Here is a 16,957-nt window from a genome sequence, read left to right as displayed (position 1 = left end):
TAAAATGTTTGACATATCCCTCAATATGCGCAAACTAGGCTGTTTTTTGAAGGATCGGTTTAAAAACCTGCGTCCATCTGCGGTAACCTTCTTCGTTCATGTGCAGGCTGTCGCTGGTAAAAATACTGCCATCGGGGCGGCCATTTTTCAGCATCACCGGCCACACGTCGATATACTTATGATTTTTGTCTGATCTGATAAAATCCTGAATCAGCTTATTGGCCCTGATCACCTCGTCTTTTTTGTCCCAGCGGGAAGGCGATGGTTTCAGGGAAACGCCGTAAAGCAATACATCGGGCTGCTTGTCGCGGATCTTTTTGGTAAGTGTTACATAAGCGTCGCGCACCTGTTCCGGCGTTTTCTTTTTCTTGCCGAACATATCGTTTTCACAATAGATCACGATCGTTTTGGCCTGATATTTAGTAACTGCGCGGTCGGCATAATGGATAACTTCCGGCAAAGTAGAACCGCCAAAGCCGCGGTTAATGATCGGAAGCGGCGCCAGATCCTTGGCGGCATCCTGCCATTTGGTGAACGAAGAACTTCCTGTAAATACGATCCCACCGGGGGCAGGCATTTTCTCGGCATCCTCTTTCTCAAATTTCAGTATTGCATTTTCAGATCGGTCTACCTTGTAATCAGGCTCCCAGGGAGCGCCAAGGCTGGTATAGTTGGGCTTGTGGCAGGCCGAGAGTCCGACGATGAAAAGGAGCAGGAAGTGTTTTTTCATTCTAACTAAAAAGTGGATATGCCCAAAAAAGGCATATCCACTGCGTTTTTAATGTATTTGCTGCAATTATCTTTTTTTATTTCCCTCCATAAAAATAACGGAACCCTAACCCTATACTACCGGATGAAAGGTTCGGAGAAAAAGCATAAGTGACCGCATTTCCCGTCGATTTGACGTTCTCGCCATTCGGATATTTGTTCTGAAAATTTTCTGTTTTTGAGAACTCGTAGCCAATACTAATAGGGTTCAGAAACGCAAATCCGCCGTATAACGCCCATTTTGGTGATACCCGCCAAACAACCCCGGCGCTAATGCCCGCACTTATGCTGATAGTATTGATTTTGCTTTCGTACACCACCAGATTTTGCTCGACGGCATTGCTATTTTTGAATGCGTACCCCAGGTTCAGGGCCGGGCGTGCATATAATGCAAACTTATCATTCAGTGATTTGTAATATTCTGCAAAACGCTCAATCCCAAAGCTTATATCTCTCAATAGCGTCGGCTCAGGTTGTAACGCGCTATTGCTTGCCGTCGACAACGAATGCGTCAGTCCCCAGCCAAGCGCCCGGTTATCGCGGACAAACTTTCCGACTGAGAGATTGATATAATGGTTATATGCATTAAAACGAGGCGTGTTATCGGTCCGACTTACGCTATTTAAATTGTTAAAAAAGCTTCCGCTGACGAACGATTCCCCTGACTGAAATTGGGCCGTTGCGATATTTGTCAGGAAGATTATGAGCAGAAATGTGAGTATGGAATTTTTCATGGCTATCAGTTTTTAGGGAAGATGTATTTGGCGATACGGAGTGTGATCAGGTTTGGAAAGCTTGTCGATATGCCGGTATTAAGCATAAACACACGTCCCGCATCATCTTTGGAAGGAACGTAATTGGCGCTCAACGAAAGAATATTCGCATAACCTTCAACAGCCCAGCCATTTCTCTTTGAAACATACGCAATACCCGGCTTGATGCTCAAACCATACTGCCAATACTCTCTTTTTTGCGTAACCGGCGTGCTGCCCTGCGTTGAAGTCGTTTCTACAGATTGAAATTGTGGCCCTATTTCGCCGTGAAGAAATACGGACCAGTTGCTGCTTCCCAGCGTTTTATACTGGCGGATAAATGGCAGCAATGCGATCCCCTGAGATAGCTGTGTATTTGTGAGATCGGCGGCTTCATACCTGTAACGATTATATTGCAGGTTGTATCGTACGCCCAGGCCAAGCATGGTACGTTCGCCGATCATTTTTCCGAACTGGATCTCTGGCGCAATGCTTTGCACCCAGTTGCTGGAAGTATTCAGTGCTTCGGCCTTTTCCTTGTCCTTTTTGGTTTGACCTTCGAAACTGATCGTGCCGCCCACATACCCGGTTCCCTTTTGTATTTGTCCATAAACATTCCCTAAGGAGAGCCAGGTCCCCAGTAAGGCAAATAGAAGAAGTTGTTTCATGACTGTTGTATTTAGTTAGACAGCGGCAATATACAGCGCAATAAGTAACCCCCGAATTATTTAATTTTTTTTAACAAAAACCATAAAAAAAGAGGCGGCCCCAGGAAGACCGCCTCTTAAAAATTACCGATACCAAATTTAACCTAACAAGATTTTGAATGTTATTTTGCTGTTGGCTATTAGCCGTTAGCTATTAGGATTAATGCCTGTTGATATTTAAATTAACAGCTAATAGCTAACAGCTAACAGCCCCTCAAAACACCCCTTCCCAGTTTCCCTGGCGGTAATATTTTAGCAATTTCTGCTGCATTAGAAAATCATATTGAGCCTGAATGGCATTTGCCTGCGCTTTGCCCAGGTTGGCTTTGGCCAGCGTGTATTCGAAACTGTTTGCTATGCCTGCGTTCAGCTTGCTTTCGACGATTGCGAACGAGGCGGTGAGCGATTCTACCTGCTGCTGGGCTGCGAGATACCTGTCTGACATTGCACTCAGGTTCAGTACCGCCACTTCGATCGCCTGCCGCAGCGCCTGATTCGTCACGTCCAAAGTATTCTGGGCCTGCCGCTCCTGCACTTTGGCCAGCTCCACCCGCGGCCGGGTTACCCATCGACCCATGATCGGGATATTCAGGCCGAGGCTGATGTAACCGTTCCTGGTTGCGTTCAATTGGTTAAAGTAGCTCAGATCTTTGTTAGAGGTTGCATAAAATGCCCGCATATTGCCGCCCAACGAAAGCGAGGGAAAATTGTCTGCTTTGATTGACTTCACCTGATAAGCGAAACTTTGCCGGTATAATTCTGCACTTTTGATTTCAGGAAATGCCTTGCGTGCGTCTTCATAAAGTGTCAATGCATCCGAGGCGGGAACAACAGCATCTTTGGAAATAAGCGTCTCGAATTGAATATTGTCGTCTGGCGGGATATTGATCCTTTGAAACAATGCAAGGCGGGCTGTGCGATAATTGTTCAGTGCCGTCACTTCTGCAAATTTGTCATTCGCCAGCTGAGCCTTGATTTCATAAAGTAAGTTAGCGCCGATCATACCTGCATTGACCTGCTTCTCAGTCCGGTCTACCTGTTCCTGGGAAGATACTACCAACTGGCTCGCCGCTTCGAGCAGCGCTTTTGTTGCCAGGATATTCACGTATCCCTGCATTAATAATATGGTTTGATTATTCAGGATCGCAGTGCGGTTGGCGAGTGCTGATTCTTTCAGAAGTGTACCCTGGCGGATCTGATTCTGCAATTTAAAGCCCTGAAAAACGGGCATCTGGAAACCCACTCCGAGGATATTGTTAGCATAAACCTCATCTATATACGCATTGGTATATTGGTCGATACTCCGGCCGACATTGATACTCTGGTCTGCGCCGATGGAGATTTGCGGCAGGATTTGCGACCGCGTTTGCCGCAACTGGGCCTGTGCCGCCTCCGCTTGCAGGTTTCCTGCCTGGTAAGTCAGGTTGTTTTTGATCAAAAGATCCACGCACTGGGACAGAGTGAGCGTGTTCTGCGCCTGGACGAATGCCGGGAGCAGGCAGAGCATTATGATGATACGTTTCATGGCTAATAGGTATTTTCAGGCTAACCAGCCGTCTTTCAGGCGGACAACCCTGTTGCCGTACCCGGCATTCGTTTCTGAATGAGTTACCTGTACAATTGTTACTTTATCTTCCTGATTGAGTTTTTGAAATAATTCCATAATCTCGATCGACTGTTCCGAATGCAGGTTACCGGTCGGTTCGTCGGCGAATATCACTTTCGGATTATGCACAATTGCCCGCGCTACACCTACCAGCTGTTGCTGGCCTCCCGATAACTGGTGAGGGAAAAGGTCCTTTTTGGCGACCATATTAAAACGGTCCAGCAGCTCTGCAACCCGACTTTTCCGCTCCGAAGAACCGGTTCCTTTATACAAAAGCGGCGTTTCGATGTTTTCATAAACCGTCAGCTCGTCGATCAGGTGATAAGCCTGAAACACAAATCCGATATGGTGACGGTGCAGCTCAGTACGTTTCTTTTCAGAAAGCTTCTGAACAGGTTCGTCGAGAAAAAGATATTCACCTTCCGAAGGTTCTTCCAGCAAACCTAGTATATGTAGCAGGGTAGACTTTCCGGAACCCGACGGGCCCATGATCGAAACGAATTCACCTTCTTTAATATGTAAATCAATGTGACGCAAAACGTAGGTTTTGCCAAATCCTGCCGGGTAATACTTTGATATCTTTTCTAGCTTAATCATAAAAGTTTTGGATTTGAGATTTCGGGTTATAATTACGGACAAGCTGTTTGAAAAACAAAATCCGATCACCCGGCATCTCTTATGCCAATCCTATTTTAAAAAGCCTTGCCAAGAATGTAAGGTGTTGATTTTGAATAGGATATTTATTGTTCCCAAGTAGTGACCGTTCAAAAACGTACAAATGTGTACGGTTTCGGACGAAGCATTGGAACTCTGAAAAATGGTTTGTGATGATTACTCTGAACGTAGCGCGAGTACCGGATTAGCAGCGGCCGCGCGTGCACTTTGGATACCTACTGTTATAAAAGTGAATAGGATCGCCAGGATTCCATTGCATGGTAGCGTCCACCAGGGAAACGGAATGTGATATGCGAAATCAGACAGCCAAAAATTCATTATGAAATAGGCAGTCGGACAGGCCAGCATTAGGGCAATTGCAATAAGCCGGATAAAATGCTTTGAAAAAAGGATAACAATTTCTGATACAGTCGCACCGAGCACGAGCCGGATACCTGTCTCTTTTCTGCGCTGCATCAGTGATAAATGTGCGAGGCCGAACAGGCCAAGACAACATATTAACACGGAAATAAAAGTCGCAAAGCTGATCATTTTTTCCAACCGTTTTTCTTGCTGATATTTTTGAGAATTCAGGTCATCTAAAAAATAGTAAGTAAAAGCGGCATCCGGCAAAAGTTGCTGAAATGCGTGCTGAATATCGGAAACAGCCGCCTGTCTGTTGGTGCGATCGGTTTTGAATAGGAGAGTACCCCCGCCGAATTGGTCGCTCATGGGCATTACTAACGGTTCAATGCGCTCTTTCAGGGAATTGTAGTGGAAATTGCCGACAACTCCGATAATCGTCAAAGGCTGTGCGCCGAAATGCGAATCCGGAAAAAACGTGGCTCCGATTGGGTTTTCAATGTTTGCGGCCCTTAAAAATGCTTCATTCACAATCACCCCCTTCTTTTTGTCGGACTGCGAAAGTGTCGAGAAGTTTCGGCCACTTTTCAGCTTCATTTCAAGCATATCCAGGTAATGCTCATCAATTGTAAGGTAGTAGCTGTTAAACTTCCGATCGCCAACCCTGGCTTGTCGGTAACCGAAATCGCCGATAAGAGAAAGCTGCCGGACCTGCGGTTTATTTCTCAGTTCAGATTCAAAACCGGATTTAACGCTTTGAACGTCATTCGCACCATTATTATTGATGTGAACCTGGACCACTTCCTGCGGATTATAACCCAGGTCTTTATTTTGAATAAAATACATTTGTTCCCGAAATACTAACGCCGCAATGCCCAGTGTGATAGCCGTCGCAAACTGAAATACAACCAAGACGCGCCCGGAAATAGAGCGACCGGTTAGATAGCCTTTTTCGTATAAAACCTTTATTGGTGTGAGACCTGATAAAAGGTAGGCCGGGTAAGCGCCGGATAATAGGGTGTTGAATACTAGAATAGCGGCAGACCATACCAGCATCCTGGGTTGGAAAATGCTTTCCGGAAGTATTTGCTTTCCCGATAACTGATTGAAAACAGGCAATAGTACCAGGGCTGTCAGGAATGCGAATACAAAAGCAATCGCGCTAATAAAGGCAGATTCGCCGATAAATTGCAGGAAAATGTCGCGGCGCCTCGATCCCGTTACTTTTCTGATGCCTATTTCTTTGGCCCGGCGGGCAGAATCGGCGATGCTGATATTGATAAAATTAATGCTGGCCATGAAAAGTATGAAACCTGACACGGTTAAAAAGAGGATTGAGTAAATCGGCTTGCTTCCGTTAATCACGCCGGCTTCCCGGTTCTGATCTGCGATATCCTGCGGATTAAGGTGGATGTCAGTAATCGCCTGCAGATCATAGCTGATTTTTGGCATGGAAGCATGTTCCTTTTCAAAGGCGGCAAGCTGGTCTTTGGAGGAAATCTTTGCAATTTGATTGAATTTGCGGACGACTGTCGGAAGATCGGTGCCGGGCTTTAGCACGACGAATGTGCCCAAATAGGCATTCAGCCAATTGTTGTCTTCAAAGGACAATTGCAGAAATTGAAATGGAAACAGCAGGTCAAATTGAATGGACGAGTTTGACGGAGGGTTCTCTACAACACCAGTAATGACAAGCGGCCTGCCCAACCGTTTCGCCGACGGATCGCCCGCCATTTGCAACACTTCGCCAATCACATCAGTCCTGTTGAAGAATTTGAGGGCTGTTTTCTCCGTAACCACGACAGAACCGTTTCCTAATAGTGCTGTGGCTGGATTGCCAGAGCGCATTCTGAAAGAAAATACATCGAAAAAGGTGCTGTCGACAAATAGCATTTGCAACTGAAAAACCTTGTCCGCAGTTTTGACGTCACCATAAATGTCGCCTCCCATAATGCGAGTATAAGATTGTATCTCAGGCACTTGCGCCTTAAATGCTGGGCCCTGCACCTGGCCGGTGCCACCAACTGTTTCCGCTATTCCGTTTGTCTCCGTTCGCGTAGTGATTCTGTACAGGTTCGGACTGTTTTTATGAAAATTATCGAAGCTTCGCTCGTCGGTAATGTAAATGGAAGCCAGCAGTACGCAGGTTAGCCCGATTGCAAGTCCGCAGATATTAATAAATGCATAAATCCTGGTCCGCCAAAGGTGGCGTAGCCCGATTTTTAGAAAAGTTTGGAACATTGTTCAGGAATGAATTTCCATTTTGTACCCCACCCCGTGAATGGCTGATATTTTGATACTGGAGTCGGTGGCGAGCAGTTTTCTTAGTCTTGACACAAATACATCCACGCTCCGGCCAACCGTAATTCCTTCATCTTCCCAAACCGATTTGAGGATAAAATCGCGTTCGAGTACCTGGTTGCGATGGCGCACGAAGAGGTCGAGCAACTTGGCTTCGCGGTAAGTGAGCTGGTGCTGGCTGTCCAGGGTTGTCAATGTGAGATTTTGGCTATTGAAAACCGAATTCCCAAAGCTGGTCTCAAATGCAGAAGTCGGTTTATCTTCAACAGGTAAGTTGCTGCTTTTTCTGCTTCTGGATCGTTTCCAGGCAAATAACCCCAACCCGGCGAGGCCGGTGCCGAAGGGAAATATCCACCAGGCGCTGAAAGGCTCGGCCGCTGCTTTTTGCAGATTAGGTTCAAAACTGACCTGTACGACAAAACAGCCAGCTTTTCCGTCGCGATTTTCGCAGGGCACGCCGCCCGGCTGGTTCAGGTCGAGCATATTATAACCCAGCTGCAGCGCGCCGGTTTCGCAGTTGAAGACCATCACATTATAACTCCGCTCTATCTTTTGAACAGTAAGTGACTGTTTCAGCAGTTCCGGCAACTTCCGGTACTCGGCAAGGTTTTCAATGCGGACAGAAAAGGTGTTGGCATCGATCTGGTTTACAGGAGGAATATTGGTCGACGAATCGCCATTTTGCAGCAATAAATGATGCGCAGTGCGGCGCAACGCCAGATTGACGTGTTCTGCAAAACGGATCGATTCATTATTTGCAAAAGCATTTTCTATACCCGACAACAGTACAACCGCCACACAGATGCAGACGCAGAGGCGTTTTCGCAGGAAGTTGAAACTGTTGCCGGATATGTCCATTAGCTGCATTCGATTAGCATTTGTCTTTGCCTAATGGATTTTTCTTGTTCAAAGACGGCCCAAACCAGTGGAATGTCGGAACGATCATATTAGTCTGAACCGAGTCTACGGCTTTCGCCGGCTCAACTGCCTTTGCGGGCATTACTACATTTTTTGCTTTCGGTTTGCTGATCTTCTTATCATCCGCATCGTCCGAAGGCAGCGCCGCAGAAGTGGTTACAACCAGCAAAACCACACAAATAAAACCCCATGCATTTTTCATAATTTCCGATGTTTTAGTGAAGGAAACAAATGTATCCGCCAATGGAGTTTTTGAGGTAAAACCGCTGTAAAACCTTGTTAACGAAATGTAAAAGCACGTTAACGACACAAACTTCATTAATTTTCCATTAAAACAGAACATAATACCCACGCTGGCGTGTTAGGTCAGCATAACACCACCACGTCCGATTTGAAAACAGTTTCTTCCCAAGATCCATACGCAGCGCTGCGTTACTCTGATTTTCGTTTTTATATCTCTAATACATTTCTTTTTTCCGCATCGATCCTCATTCAGGAGGTGATCGTGGCCTACGAATTGTATAAAATGACGCACGATCCGCTGGCTCTGGGGCTGGTTGGGCTGGCTGAGGTGATCCCGTTTGTTATGACTTCGCTGTTTGGCGGGCATATTGCCGATCAGAAGAACAAGATCACGATCATGCACATTAGTCTGGTCGTTATTTTGCTAGGGTCGGTGATATTATATGCCGCTTTTCAGCCGGGTATTTATAATTCGCTTTCGCAAACGGAGCATTTGATTGTGATCTATTCAGTTTTTGCCTTGATTGGTTTTGCAAAAGGCTTTTACTCTCCGGCATCCAGCTCGCTCAAACCGTTTCTGGTACCAAGAGCAATTTACCATAATTCTTCTACTTGGAGCAGTTCCTTTTGGCAGGCGGGCTCTATTACGGGGCCTGCAATCGCCGGATTTCTGTATGCGTATGCGGGACTTACAAATACGCTGCTGATCGTGATCGCCAACTTTGTGGTTTGCTGGATTTTGCTGGGAATGATCAAAACGCGACCTGAAATGGCCAGGATCACTACTCCTATCATGGAGAGTTTGAAGGAAGGATTTCGGTTCGTATTCCGTACCAGGATCGTGCTTTACGCGATTTCATTGGATTTGTTCTCTGTGTTATTCGGCGGCGTAGTCGCGCTTTTGCCCGTTTTTGCCGAGGATATTCTGAAAGTCGGGCCGGAAGGATTGGGGTTACTGCGGGCTGCGCCTTCGATCGGCTCGCTGCTTACCATGTTTGCGATGGCCTACTATCCGCCCACGCACAACGCCTGGCGTAATATGCTCATTGCGGTTGCCGGTTTCGGGATATTTACGATTGTTTTTGCATTGTCGGAAAACTTCCTGCTCTCCTGCGGCGCACTTTTCGCGACGGGGGTTTTTGATAGTGTAAGTGTGATTGTGCGGCAAACTATCCTTCAAATTTACCCGCCAGATGAAATGCGGGGCCGAGTCGCGGCCGTCAACGGAATGTTCGTCAGCTCCTCCAACGAACTCGGCGCCTTCGAATCCGGCGTCATGGCCAAAGCATTCGGAACTGTCCCCTCGGTAGTAATAGGGGGCGTTTTCACGATTGTAGTAGTCACCTGGATCTATTTCCGTTCGAAGGATCTGTTTTCGGTGAGGTTGAGTTAGGTGTTCTGGTTTAATAGTTAAATTGGCTATTTTCGTATTCTTAACATCAAGCTATGTACATCTACAAGAATATCATCAGTGTCGAAACTGGCAAGAGAAGCGGAAAGCCGTGCATTCGTGAAATGCGGATCACAGTTGAAGATATATTGCTTTGGCTCGCCTCAGGAATGTCTTTCGATGACATTATTTCCGATTTTCCTGAACTCACAAAAGAAGATATCAGTGTCGCTCTGGAATTTTCAGCAAGCAATCGAAAGCGGATTTTCTACGACGTAGCAGCATGAAATTGCTGAGTTAGTCACTCCAACTTCAAGCTCTTCACTGGATTCATTCGCGCAGCTTTATATGTTTGAATACAAACCATCAAGCCAATTAATATTGCGAAGCCGAAGCCGATCGCTGCGAATGTGACCCAGCCTGGCGTGATGCGGTAGGCGTAGTTTTCTAGCCAGTTTTTCATAATAAAAAATGCGGACGGGAAGGAGATCACAGCTCCGATCAGCATGACGATCAGAAATTCTTTCAGGAAAAGCATCACTACACTCATTTCCGAGGCGCCGAGCACTTTGCGGATCCCCAGCTCCCGCGTTCTTCTGGCCACATTCAGCGATACCATTCCTGAAATGCCAAGCAACACGATAATAGCCGCCAGAATAGTAGCCAGTTGCGAAGCCTTTTTTAGCTGAATTTCTGATTGATATAATTTCTGTAAAGTCTGGTCAATAAAGTTGTATTCAAATGGTGCGTCGGGCATTACTTCGTGCCATTTCTGTTCCACCGCCGCCATTGAGCTCACCATATCCGGGCCCAGGTGGAAAGTCAGGAACCGGTATGCATTACCTCCGCGGACGTGAAGAAATGCCAGCGGCTTGATCGCGTTATGCATCGATTCGAAATGAAAGTTGGCTGTAACGCCGCTTATGGTAAGAGGCTGAGGGAAATTATGGATCCTGATCTGTCTGCCGACTGCGTCGCCAGGATTCTGGTATCCCAATGCTTTTGTCAGTGATTCGTTTACCACAATGCGGTCGGTTTGTGGGGCGATATCTGATTTTTGGAAAAAATCTCCTGCAAGCAGCGGAATACCGTAAGTGCTCGCAAAGTGCTGATCTGTGGCCAGAAATTTGGTATGCGTGGCGCTGGCAGAATCCTGGCCAGCCTGATATACGCCATATTCGGCCCCTGAATTCCCATTTGGTATTTCGTACGAAAGACTTACAGAGCTCACTTCCTTCATTCGCCCGAATTCACTCCGGATCGCCTCCATTTTAGCCAATCCCTCCGGTGTCCAGTCGCGCGGCACAGCGACAGTCACGCGCGCATTTTTATTGAAACCCAGACTTTTATTAAAGAAATAATCCACCTGCTGAGAAACGATCGACGCGGCAGCAAATACGAACAATGCGATCGTGAACTGTACCGCAAGCAGCATTCTCCGAAATCCAATATTTTCCTTTACCGACTTAAATTTTCCCTTCATCGACTCCACAGAAGGTATCGCCGATAATACAAATGCAGGATAAGAACCGGCCAGTAAGCCTACCAGCAATGCAATTAGCGGTGCAATCACAAACGACCAGCCCGGAAGTTGCATCAGCGAAGCAAGTTCAGTACCGATAATGTTCCCAAAATAACCTCTGGCTAATACATAAAACCCAATAGATAACAGACTCGCAACTGCGGCCAGCAATACCGACTCCGCCAGAAATTGACCGATGATCTGCGTTTTCAAACTACCTAATACCTTTCTCACACCAATTTCCTTCAATCGCGATGCAGAACTGGCTACGGAGATATTAATAAAATTCACAACCGCCATCAGTAATATAAATGCAGTGATAGCCGACAAGGTGTAGATCATTTTTTGAACCAAACCATTATTGGCTTCCCGATAATAGCTTTTTAGCGGAGTAAGGTAGGCGCGCAGGTTGCTACGCAGCTGCGGCGGGGTATTTGTGGCAAGCAATCTGGCGATCGGCTTTTCAAGATCCGCTGGTTGTACGCCTTTTTGAAGTTGAATAAAAGTGAGCATGTACGGGAAATTCCAGTCGTTTTCTGCGCCTTTCCGGCCGTCGAGCGAGCTCAGCGGAATGAAGACTTCGCTGGTATTTCCTAACAAATGATTGACAGAGTTGTTGGGAAGATCGTCCAGCACGGCAGTTACTTCATATTCCTGCTTACCGCCGATGAAGTTATGCAAAGTGAGATTTTCACCCACAACGTCCGTCCTGCCGAAATATTTAAGTGCTTTTGCCCGCGTAATCACCACCGCATTCGGCTGCTGCATCGCCGTTTTTGCGTCGCCGTGAAGGAGCGGGAAACCGTACATCGTGAGCAGCGTAGAGTCGCCGGTTTGTACCTCTTCACGGAAATGTTTGTCGCCTTTGGAAACCGCTACCGTGATTCCGTCGTAACGATAATAGCCTGCAACCAGATTGGGATATTCGTCTCGCAAAGCTTTTCCGAGCGGGCCGAGGGTCGCCAGGTCGATCCCCATATCCGGATTTTTCCAGTCACTGCGGATAATGTACTGGTTATCAGCATTCCGCAAGTCAGCATTTACCTTTAACTCTCCATAAATGTAACTTCCCACCAAATAGGTGAAAGTGATCCCGACCGAAAGGCCAAATATGGTCAGTAGTGAATAGAACCTGCGTTTTAGCAAGTTGCGTAATGCAATTTTGAAGTAGTTATGCAGCATCAAATCCCGGTGTTAAGTCAGTGTGACAAAAATAGCCGGGATTAATAGAGGTGATTTCGCTTTAACTTTTTTTAACCTAAACCGAACAGTGAGCGCATATTATTCGCTCCGCAAACTTCTGACCGGGTTCATCATAGCCGACCTTAATGCTTGCGCGCTAACCGTCAATAGCGCGATAAAAATCGCGAGTATTCCGGCTGAGGCGAATATCCACCAGGAGAGGGTTTCTTTATATTCAAAATTTTTCAGCCACTCCGTCATCGCAAATATGGCGACCGGTGTTCCAATCACGATCGCTACCAGTACCAATTTGATGAAGTCTTTGGATAACAACAAAACCACACTTTGTACGCTGGCTCCCAAAACTTTACGAACCCCAATTTCCTTCGTCCGAGACTCGGCTGCAAATGCGGCGAGCCCGAATAAGCCGAGGCACGCTATCAAAACGGCCAGTACTGCGAATGAGAGCATTACATTTCCCTGTCGCTGCTCTGACCTATATTGCTGAGCGAAATTCGCATCCAGAAACTGGAATTCCAATGTAGCTTCCGGGTCAAATTCCCTGTAAGTCTCCTGCATAAATGCCAGGGCTTCTTTCGTTTTGCCAGCGCTGATGCGGACATAAATATTGTCGCGGTCCGAAGCGGCAGGCAGTTGCAGTACCAGCGGCTCTATTTTATGTTGTAATGAATAGATGTGAAAATCATTTACAACTCCCACAATCCGGGCTTCCTTCGTGTTACCCTGTCCGTCTATAAAATATTTTAGCCTTTTACCCACCGGATTTTCCCAACCCTGTTTTTTCACCAGAGCTTCATTGACCAGCACTGAGCCAAACCGGTCGGCTTCGGATTCTGAGCTGAAATTTTTGCCGGAAGACATCTTGATTTGCATCGTTTTCAGGAAATCGCTATCGACTGTAAATCTTTGGACTTTCTGTGTGTTTTCGCCCATTTGCCCATTTTCTTTCTCAAGAAACATGCCCGCAGACCCGATATAGTTAGTTCCGATCGAATTGCCGGAAGATGCTGCACTTTCTATCAAAGCACTTGTTAACAGCTTTTGTTTCAGTGCACTTACCTGCGTTCGAACTTCGTCTTTGTCGATATGGAATACCAGTACCTGGCTTTTGTTAAACCCGAGATCCTTACTATTTACATAATGCATTTGCCTGTAAACTACCGCCGAGCAGGCAATCATAACCACAGTCGCCGCAAACTGGAATACGACCAGCGATTTGCGGAAATAGCTGCTGCTGGTCTGGCTGCCGATCTGTCCTTTCAGGGCAGTGACCGGGCGAAATCCTGAAAAGCGCAATGCCGGGTACAAGCCGCTCAAAATACCAACAAGGCTGATAAATGCGATTGCAAAGAGCGCGCTGAACATATTGTTCCGGTACCCGATCGTCAGTGATTTTTCGGCCAATGCATTAAACAGCGGCAGTGAAATGACGACCAGGATATAAGCCACCGCACCTGCAAAAAGTGTCATGATCATCGATTCGGTCAGAAACTGGGCAACCAGCTGTGAGCGTTCCGAGCCTATTGCCTTGCGAACGCCAACCTCGCGGATCCTTTTCATTGACCGGGCAGTATACAGGTTTACGTAGTTAATGCAGGCGATCAGGAGGATCAGCGCGGCTATTGCTCCGAATACATAAACGGTATTGATATTACCGTTCGCGCTGATTTCAAATTCGAGGTCCGAGTGCAGGTGAATGGAGGTAAGAGGTTGCAGCTCCATTTGATAGGCCACATTACCCATCTCTTTTTTCAGGTATTTTGGGAAAAAGCCGGCGAGTTTCTTTTCAAACTTCTGACGGTCGGTTCCGTTTTTGAGCAACATATAAGTATAGAGCTCAAATTGCTGCCAGCCAGCTGTGTAATCCTTTGGTAAAGAACGTATCGCGCTGAATTTCAAATGTGAATTCGCAGGTACGTCGTCTATCACCGCGGTGACTACATTTGGATAATCGTTACTGAAAAATACCGTTTTACCCACCGCAGACGCAGGGTCTTTAAACAGACGCTCGGCCAGCGTTTTAGTGAGGACAATTTTCTGAGGTTCGCTTAAAGCAGTTTTCGCATTACCATATAATACAGGAAATGTAAAAACGTCAAGGATCGCAGCATCGGCAAAGTAAATATCATTGGCGACGACTTCATTTTTGCCGTATTTTACTTTCCCGCCGCCTTCCTGGCTGATCCGTACTGTTTTTTCAATTTCAGGATAATCCGTTTGCAATGCTATGGCGAAGGCAGCAGAAGTGAGCGGAAAGTGAAAACTGCTTTCGTCCCAGGAAGCGCGATGTACCACACGGACGATCCTGTCAGCTTTTTCGTGAAATCGGTCGTAGCTCAACTCGTCGGCCACGTACAGCACCATCAGCCAAACCGCCGCCATTCCGATACCCAGTCCGAAGATATTGAGGCCGCTGAAAAGCCTTTGTTTTCCGAAGTTCCGGAAGCTGATTTTAATATAATTGAGCAGCATGGCAGTTTAGGTTTGTTTGTTCTCGCTGTTTAAAAACGTATGCCATTTCCGGTAGCTATTAATAATCAATTAGTTAGCTTCATAAATATAGATAATTTGTCCGGTTTCGAACATTGGGTTTACGTATGTCCGGTCAAAATACCTAATTTTACCAACTTCCATATTTTGGATGCATTAACAGTATTTTCCCTTTGATTTTTAACTAAATGAACCCATCACCCGCTACCTCTTTACAAGACATCGTAGGGCATGCCAAAGAATACGGCTTCGTTTTTCCTTCTTCTGAAATATACGACGGTTTACAGGCCGTTTATGATTACGGTCAAAATGGCGTAGAGCTTAAAAATAACCTCAAAGCAGCCTGGTGGAAAGCGATGACGCAGCTGCACGATAATATCGTGGGCATCGACGCGTCTATTTTCATGCACCCGCTTACCTGGAAAGCTTCCGGCCACGTCGACGGATTTAATGATCCGATGATCGATAATAAGGATTCCAAAAAAAGGTACCGCGCAGATCAGCTGCTGGAAGGTAAGGCTGAGCAATATGCGGCCGAAGGTAATGAGGCAAAATCGCAGGAATTGCTGGCAGAAATGGGGCGGCTTCTCAGCGCCGAGGATCTGAATGGCGTACGCGAGCTGATCATTTCTGAAAATATCAAATGTCCGGTTTCAGGTACCGCTAACTGGACGGAAGTGCGCCAGTTCAACCTGATGTTCAGTACACAGGTAGGCTCGGTGGCTGAGGATTCAAACCTGATCTACCTCCGTCCTGAAACTGCGCAGGGTATATTCGTCAACTTTCTGAATGTGCAGAAAAGCGGAAGGATGAAGATTCCTTTCGGTATTGCGCAAATTGGAAAAGCATTCCGAAATGAGATCGTAGCGCGGCAGTTTACCTTCCGTATGCGTGAATTTGAACAAATGGAAATGCAATTTTTCATCCGCCCCGGCACTGAAATGGCCTGGTACGAATCGTGGAAAGAAGCCCGGATGAAATTTCATAAAGCGATCGGGTTACCTGCTGAAAAGCTGAAATTCCACGATCACGAGAAGCTGGCGCATTATGCAAATGCAGCCGTAGATATTGAATATCAGTTTCCATTCGGTTTCCGCGAGATGGAAGGTATTCACTCGCGCACCGACTTCGACCTGCGCAACCACCAGGAATTATCGAAGAAAAAGCAGCAGTACTTTGACTCTGACCTGGATGAAAATGGCAAACCCTATGGAAACTACATTCCTTATGTAGTCGAAACTTCGGTAGGAGCGGACCGCCTTTTCCTGGCTGCTTTCTGCAATGCGTACACGGTAGAAACAGTGGGCGAGGGCGAAAATCAGAAAGAACGTACTTATCTGAAATTGCATCCGGCACTGGCGCCTTTCAAAGTGGCAGTACTTCCATTGGTTAAAAAAGACGGGCTGGCTGAAAAAGCGCAAACTATTGCGAATTCGCTTAAATCTTCATTCAGAACTACTTACGATGATGGTGCCGCAATTGGAAAACGTTATACCCGCCAGGATCTGATCGGTACGCCGTTTTGCATTGCCGTGGATTATCAGACGATGGAAGACGATACCGTTACAATCCGTCACCGCGATACGATGGAGCAGGAGCGGGTTAAGATCAGTGAATTGAAAGAAAAAATTGGCTACCAGGTTTCTATCGAGCGTATTCTGGAAGCGATATAAGTAAATGCATTACAAATGAAAAAGGGCTGATTCACATGGAATCGGCCCTTTTCAGTTTTAACTTGTTGATGTTTAGTCGGAGGTGTGTAATCTCACCAGTTCTTCTGAATTTCCTTTAATCAGGTCTACCGAGTCAACTTCCAGGATTTGCGCGATCTGGATCAGTCGTTCCAGTGTGATGCGCGTGTAAGCAAGCTCGATCTTACTGTAAGCATTTTGTGAAATGCCTAATTTCATTGCGAGATATTCCTGAGTGTAATCCCTATACTCCCTGATCTTTCGGATGTTCAGTGCCACGGATCGGATCTTAGCCTCTATCGTTTGCTCCATGAAACTCCATTTTTAGTGTCGTTGAAAGTCTGTTCTC

At 46.5% G+C, this 16,957-nt stretch carries 14 protein-coding genes; 3 read left to right on the top strand and 11 right to left on the bottom strand.

The genetic code is table 11. From position 1 onward, the window contains the following. Nucleotides 1-34: 34 nt before the first annotated feature. The 8 genes from KOD92_RS11500 to KOD92_RS11465 all read right to left on the bottom strand — a co-directional run bounded on the left by KOD92_RS11500 (nt 35) and on the right by KOD92_RS11465 (nt 8,271). A complete protein-coding gene (locus KOD92_RS11500; protein WP_215233719.1) occupies nt 35-730 on the bottom strand; it encodes a GDSL-type esterase/lipase family protein in 696 nt (231 codons plus the stop codon). Nucleotides 731-806: 76 nt separating this feature from the next. Continuing rightward, nucleotides 807-1,502: a hypothetical protein gene (locus KOD92_RS11495; protein ID WP_215233718.1), complete on the bottom strand. Its 696-nt coding sequence runs from the start codon at nt 1,500-1,502 to the stop codon at nt 807-809. 5 nt (nt 1,503-1,507) lie between these two features. Next, nucleotides 1,508-2,188 carry a hypothetical protein gene (locus tag KOD92_RS11490; protein ID WP_215233717.1) on the bottom strand — a complete coding sequence of 227 codons (681 nt, stop codon included), beginning with the start codon at nt 2,186-2,188 and terminating at the stop codon, nt 1,508-1,510. Between the two features lie 253 nt (nt 2,189-2,441). Then, entirely contained in the window at nt 2,442-3,752 is a 1,311-nt protein-coding gene (locus tag KOD92_RS11485) for a TolC family protein (protein WP_215233716.1), read from the bottom strand. 15 nt (nt 3,753-3,767) lie between these two features. Continuing rightward, nucleotides 3,768-4,430 (bottom strand): ABC transporter ATP-binding protein, encoded by a 663-nt coding sequence (locus KOD92_RS11480; protein ID WP_215233715.1) that lies wholly within the window; start codon nt 4,428-4,430, stop codon nt 3,768-3,770. A gap of 234 nt (nt 4,431-4,664) precedes the next feature. Continuing rightward, nucleotides 4,665-7,091, bottom strand: a complete 2,427-nt coding sequence (locus KOD92_RS11475; protein ID WP_215233714.1) for an ABC transporter permease — start codon at nt 7,089-7,091, stop codon at nt 4,665-4,667. A 3-nt stretch (nt 7,092-7,094) separates the two neighbouring features. After that, a complete protein-coding gene (locus KOD92_RS11470) occupies nt 7,095-8,018 on the bottom strand; it encodes a winged helix-turn-helix domain-containing protein (RefSeq protein ID WP_229254637.1) in 924 nt (307 codons plus the stop codon). Nucleotides 8,019-8,022: 4 nt separating this feature from the next. Continuing rightward, complete coding sequence (locus tag KOD92_RS11465) at nt 8,023-8,271, bottom strand: hypothetical protein (RefSeq protein ID WP_215233713.1); 249 nt, start codon at nt 8,269-8,271, stop codon at nt 8,023-8,025. A 189-nt stretch (nt 8,272-8,460) separates the two neighbouring features. On the opposite strand from KOD92_RS11465, the gene KOD92_RS11460 reads away from it, so the two are divergent. Together KOD92_RS11460 and KOD92_RS11455 are read left to right on the top strand one after the other, a co-directional pair. Then, entirely contained in the window at nt 8,461-9,705 is a 1,245-nt protein-coding gene (locus KOD92_RS11460; RefSeq protein ID WP_215233712.1) for an MFS transporter, read from the top strand. A 53-nt stretch (nt 9,706-9,758) separates the two neighbouring features. Next, entirely contained in the window at nt 9,759-9,989 is a 231-nt protein-coding gene (locus KOD92_RS11455) for a DUF433 domain-containing protein (RefSeq protein ID WP_215233711.1), read from the top strand. A 14-nt stretch (nt 9,990-10,003) separates the two neighbouring features. On the opposite strand, the gene KOD92_RS11450 is transcribed toward KOD92_RS11455, so the two are convergent. After that, on the bottom strand, nt 10,004-12,406 hold the full coding sequence (locus KOD92_RS11450) for an ABC transporter permease (RefSeq protein ID WP_215233710.1): 2,403 nt from the start codon (nt 12,404-12,406) through the stop codon (nt 10,004-10,006). 99 nt (nt 12,407-12,505) lie between these two features. Next, the gene (locus KOD92_RS11445) at nt 12,506-14,899 is read right to left on the bottom strand and encodes an ABC transporter permease (protein WP_215233709.1); all 2,394 of its coding nucleotides are present in this window, start codon (nt 14,897-14,899) and stop codon (nt 12,506-12,508) included. A 206-nt stretch (nt 14,900-15,105) separates the two neighbouring features. On the opposite strand from KOD92_RS11445, the gene KOD92_RS11440 reads away from it, so the two are divergent. Next, on the top strand, nt 15,106-16,590 hold the full coding sequence (locus KOD92_RS11440) for a glycine--tRNA ligase (protein ID WP_215233708.1): 1,485 nt from the start codon (nt 15,106-15,108) through the stop codon (nt 16,588-16,590). A gap of 72 nt (nt 16,591-16,662) precedes the next feature. Here KOD92_RS11440 and KOD92_RS11435 read toward each other — a convergent pair whose 3' ends face one another. After that, nucleotides 16,663-16,920 carry a helix-turn-helix domain-containing protein gene (locus KOD92_RS11435; protein WP_215233707.1) on the bottom strand — a complete coding sequence of 86 codons (258 nt, stop codon included), beginning with the start codon at nt 16,918-16,920 and terminating at the stop codon, nt 16,663-16,665. Between the last annotated feature and the right edge of the window lie 37 nt (nt 16,921-16,957).

It is taken from the genome of Dyadobacter linearis (assembly GCF_907165045.1).
Lineage (GTDB): Bacteria > Bacteroidota > Bacteroidia > Cytophagales > Spirosomataceae > Dyadobacter > Dyadobacter linearis.
Note: the sequence above shows the minus strand (reverse complement) of the source record. Positions and strands in the feature narration are given on the sequence as shown.

Bases quoted from the DNA above. Each gene is read 5' to 3' on its own strand.
- KOD92_RS11485 (WP_215233716.1), bottom strand. From the start codon at position 3,752: ATGAAACGTATCATCATAATGCTCTGCCTGCTCCCGGCATTCGTCCAG.
- KOD92_RS11445 (WP_215233709.1), bottom strand. From the start codon at position 14,899: ATGCTGCTCAATTATATTAAAATCAGCTTCCGGAACTTCGGAAAACAA.
- KOD92_RS11495 (WP_215233718.1), bottom strand. From the start codon at position 1,502: ATGAAAAATTCCATACTCACATTTCTGCTCATAATCTTCCTGACAAAT.
- KOD92_RS11435 (WP_215233707.1), bottom strand. From the start codon at position 16,920: ATGGAGCAAACGATAGAGGCTAAGATCCGATCCGTGGCACTGAACATC.
- KOD92_RS11500 (WP_215233719.1), bottom strand. From the start codon at position 730: ATGAAAAAACACTTCCTGCTCCTTTTCATCGTCGGACTCTCGGCCTGC.
- KOD92_RS11450 (WP_215233710.1), bottom strand. From the start codon at position 12,406: ATGCTGCATAACTACTTCAAAATTGCATTACGCAACTTGCTAAAACGC.
- KOD92_RS11465 (WP_215233713.1), bottom strand. From the start codon at position 8,271: ATGAAAAATGCATGGGGTTTTATTTGTGTGGTTTTGCTGGTTGTAACC.
- KOD92_RS11470 (WP_229254637.1), bottom strand. From the start codon at position 8,018: ATGCAGCTAATGGACATATCCGGCAACAGTTTCAACTTCCTGCGAAAA.
- KOD92_RS11480 (WP_215233715.1), bottom strand. From the start codon at position 4,430: ATGATTAAGCTAGAAAAGATATCAAAGTATTACCCGGCAGGATTTGGC.
- KOD92_RS11440 (WP_215233708.1), top strand. From the start codon at position 15,106: ATGAACCCATCACCCGCTACCTCTTTACAAGACATCGTAGGGCATGCC.
- KOD92_RS11475 (WP_215233714.1), bottom strand. From the start codon at position 7,091: ATGTTCCAAACTTTTCTAAAAATCGGGCTACGCCACCTTTGGCGGACC.
- KOD92_RS11490 (WP_215233717.1), bottom strand. From the start codon at position 2,188: ATGAAACAACTTCTTCTATTTGCCTTACTGGGGACCTGGCTCTCCTTA.
- KOD92_RS11455 (WP_215233711.1), top strand. From the start codon at position 9,759: ATGTACATCTACAAGAATATCATCAGTGTCGAAACTGGCAAGAGAAGC.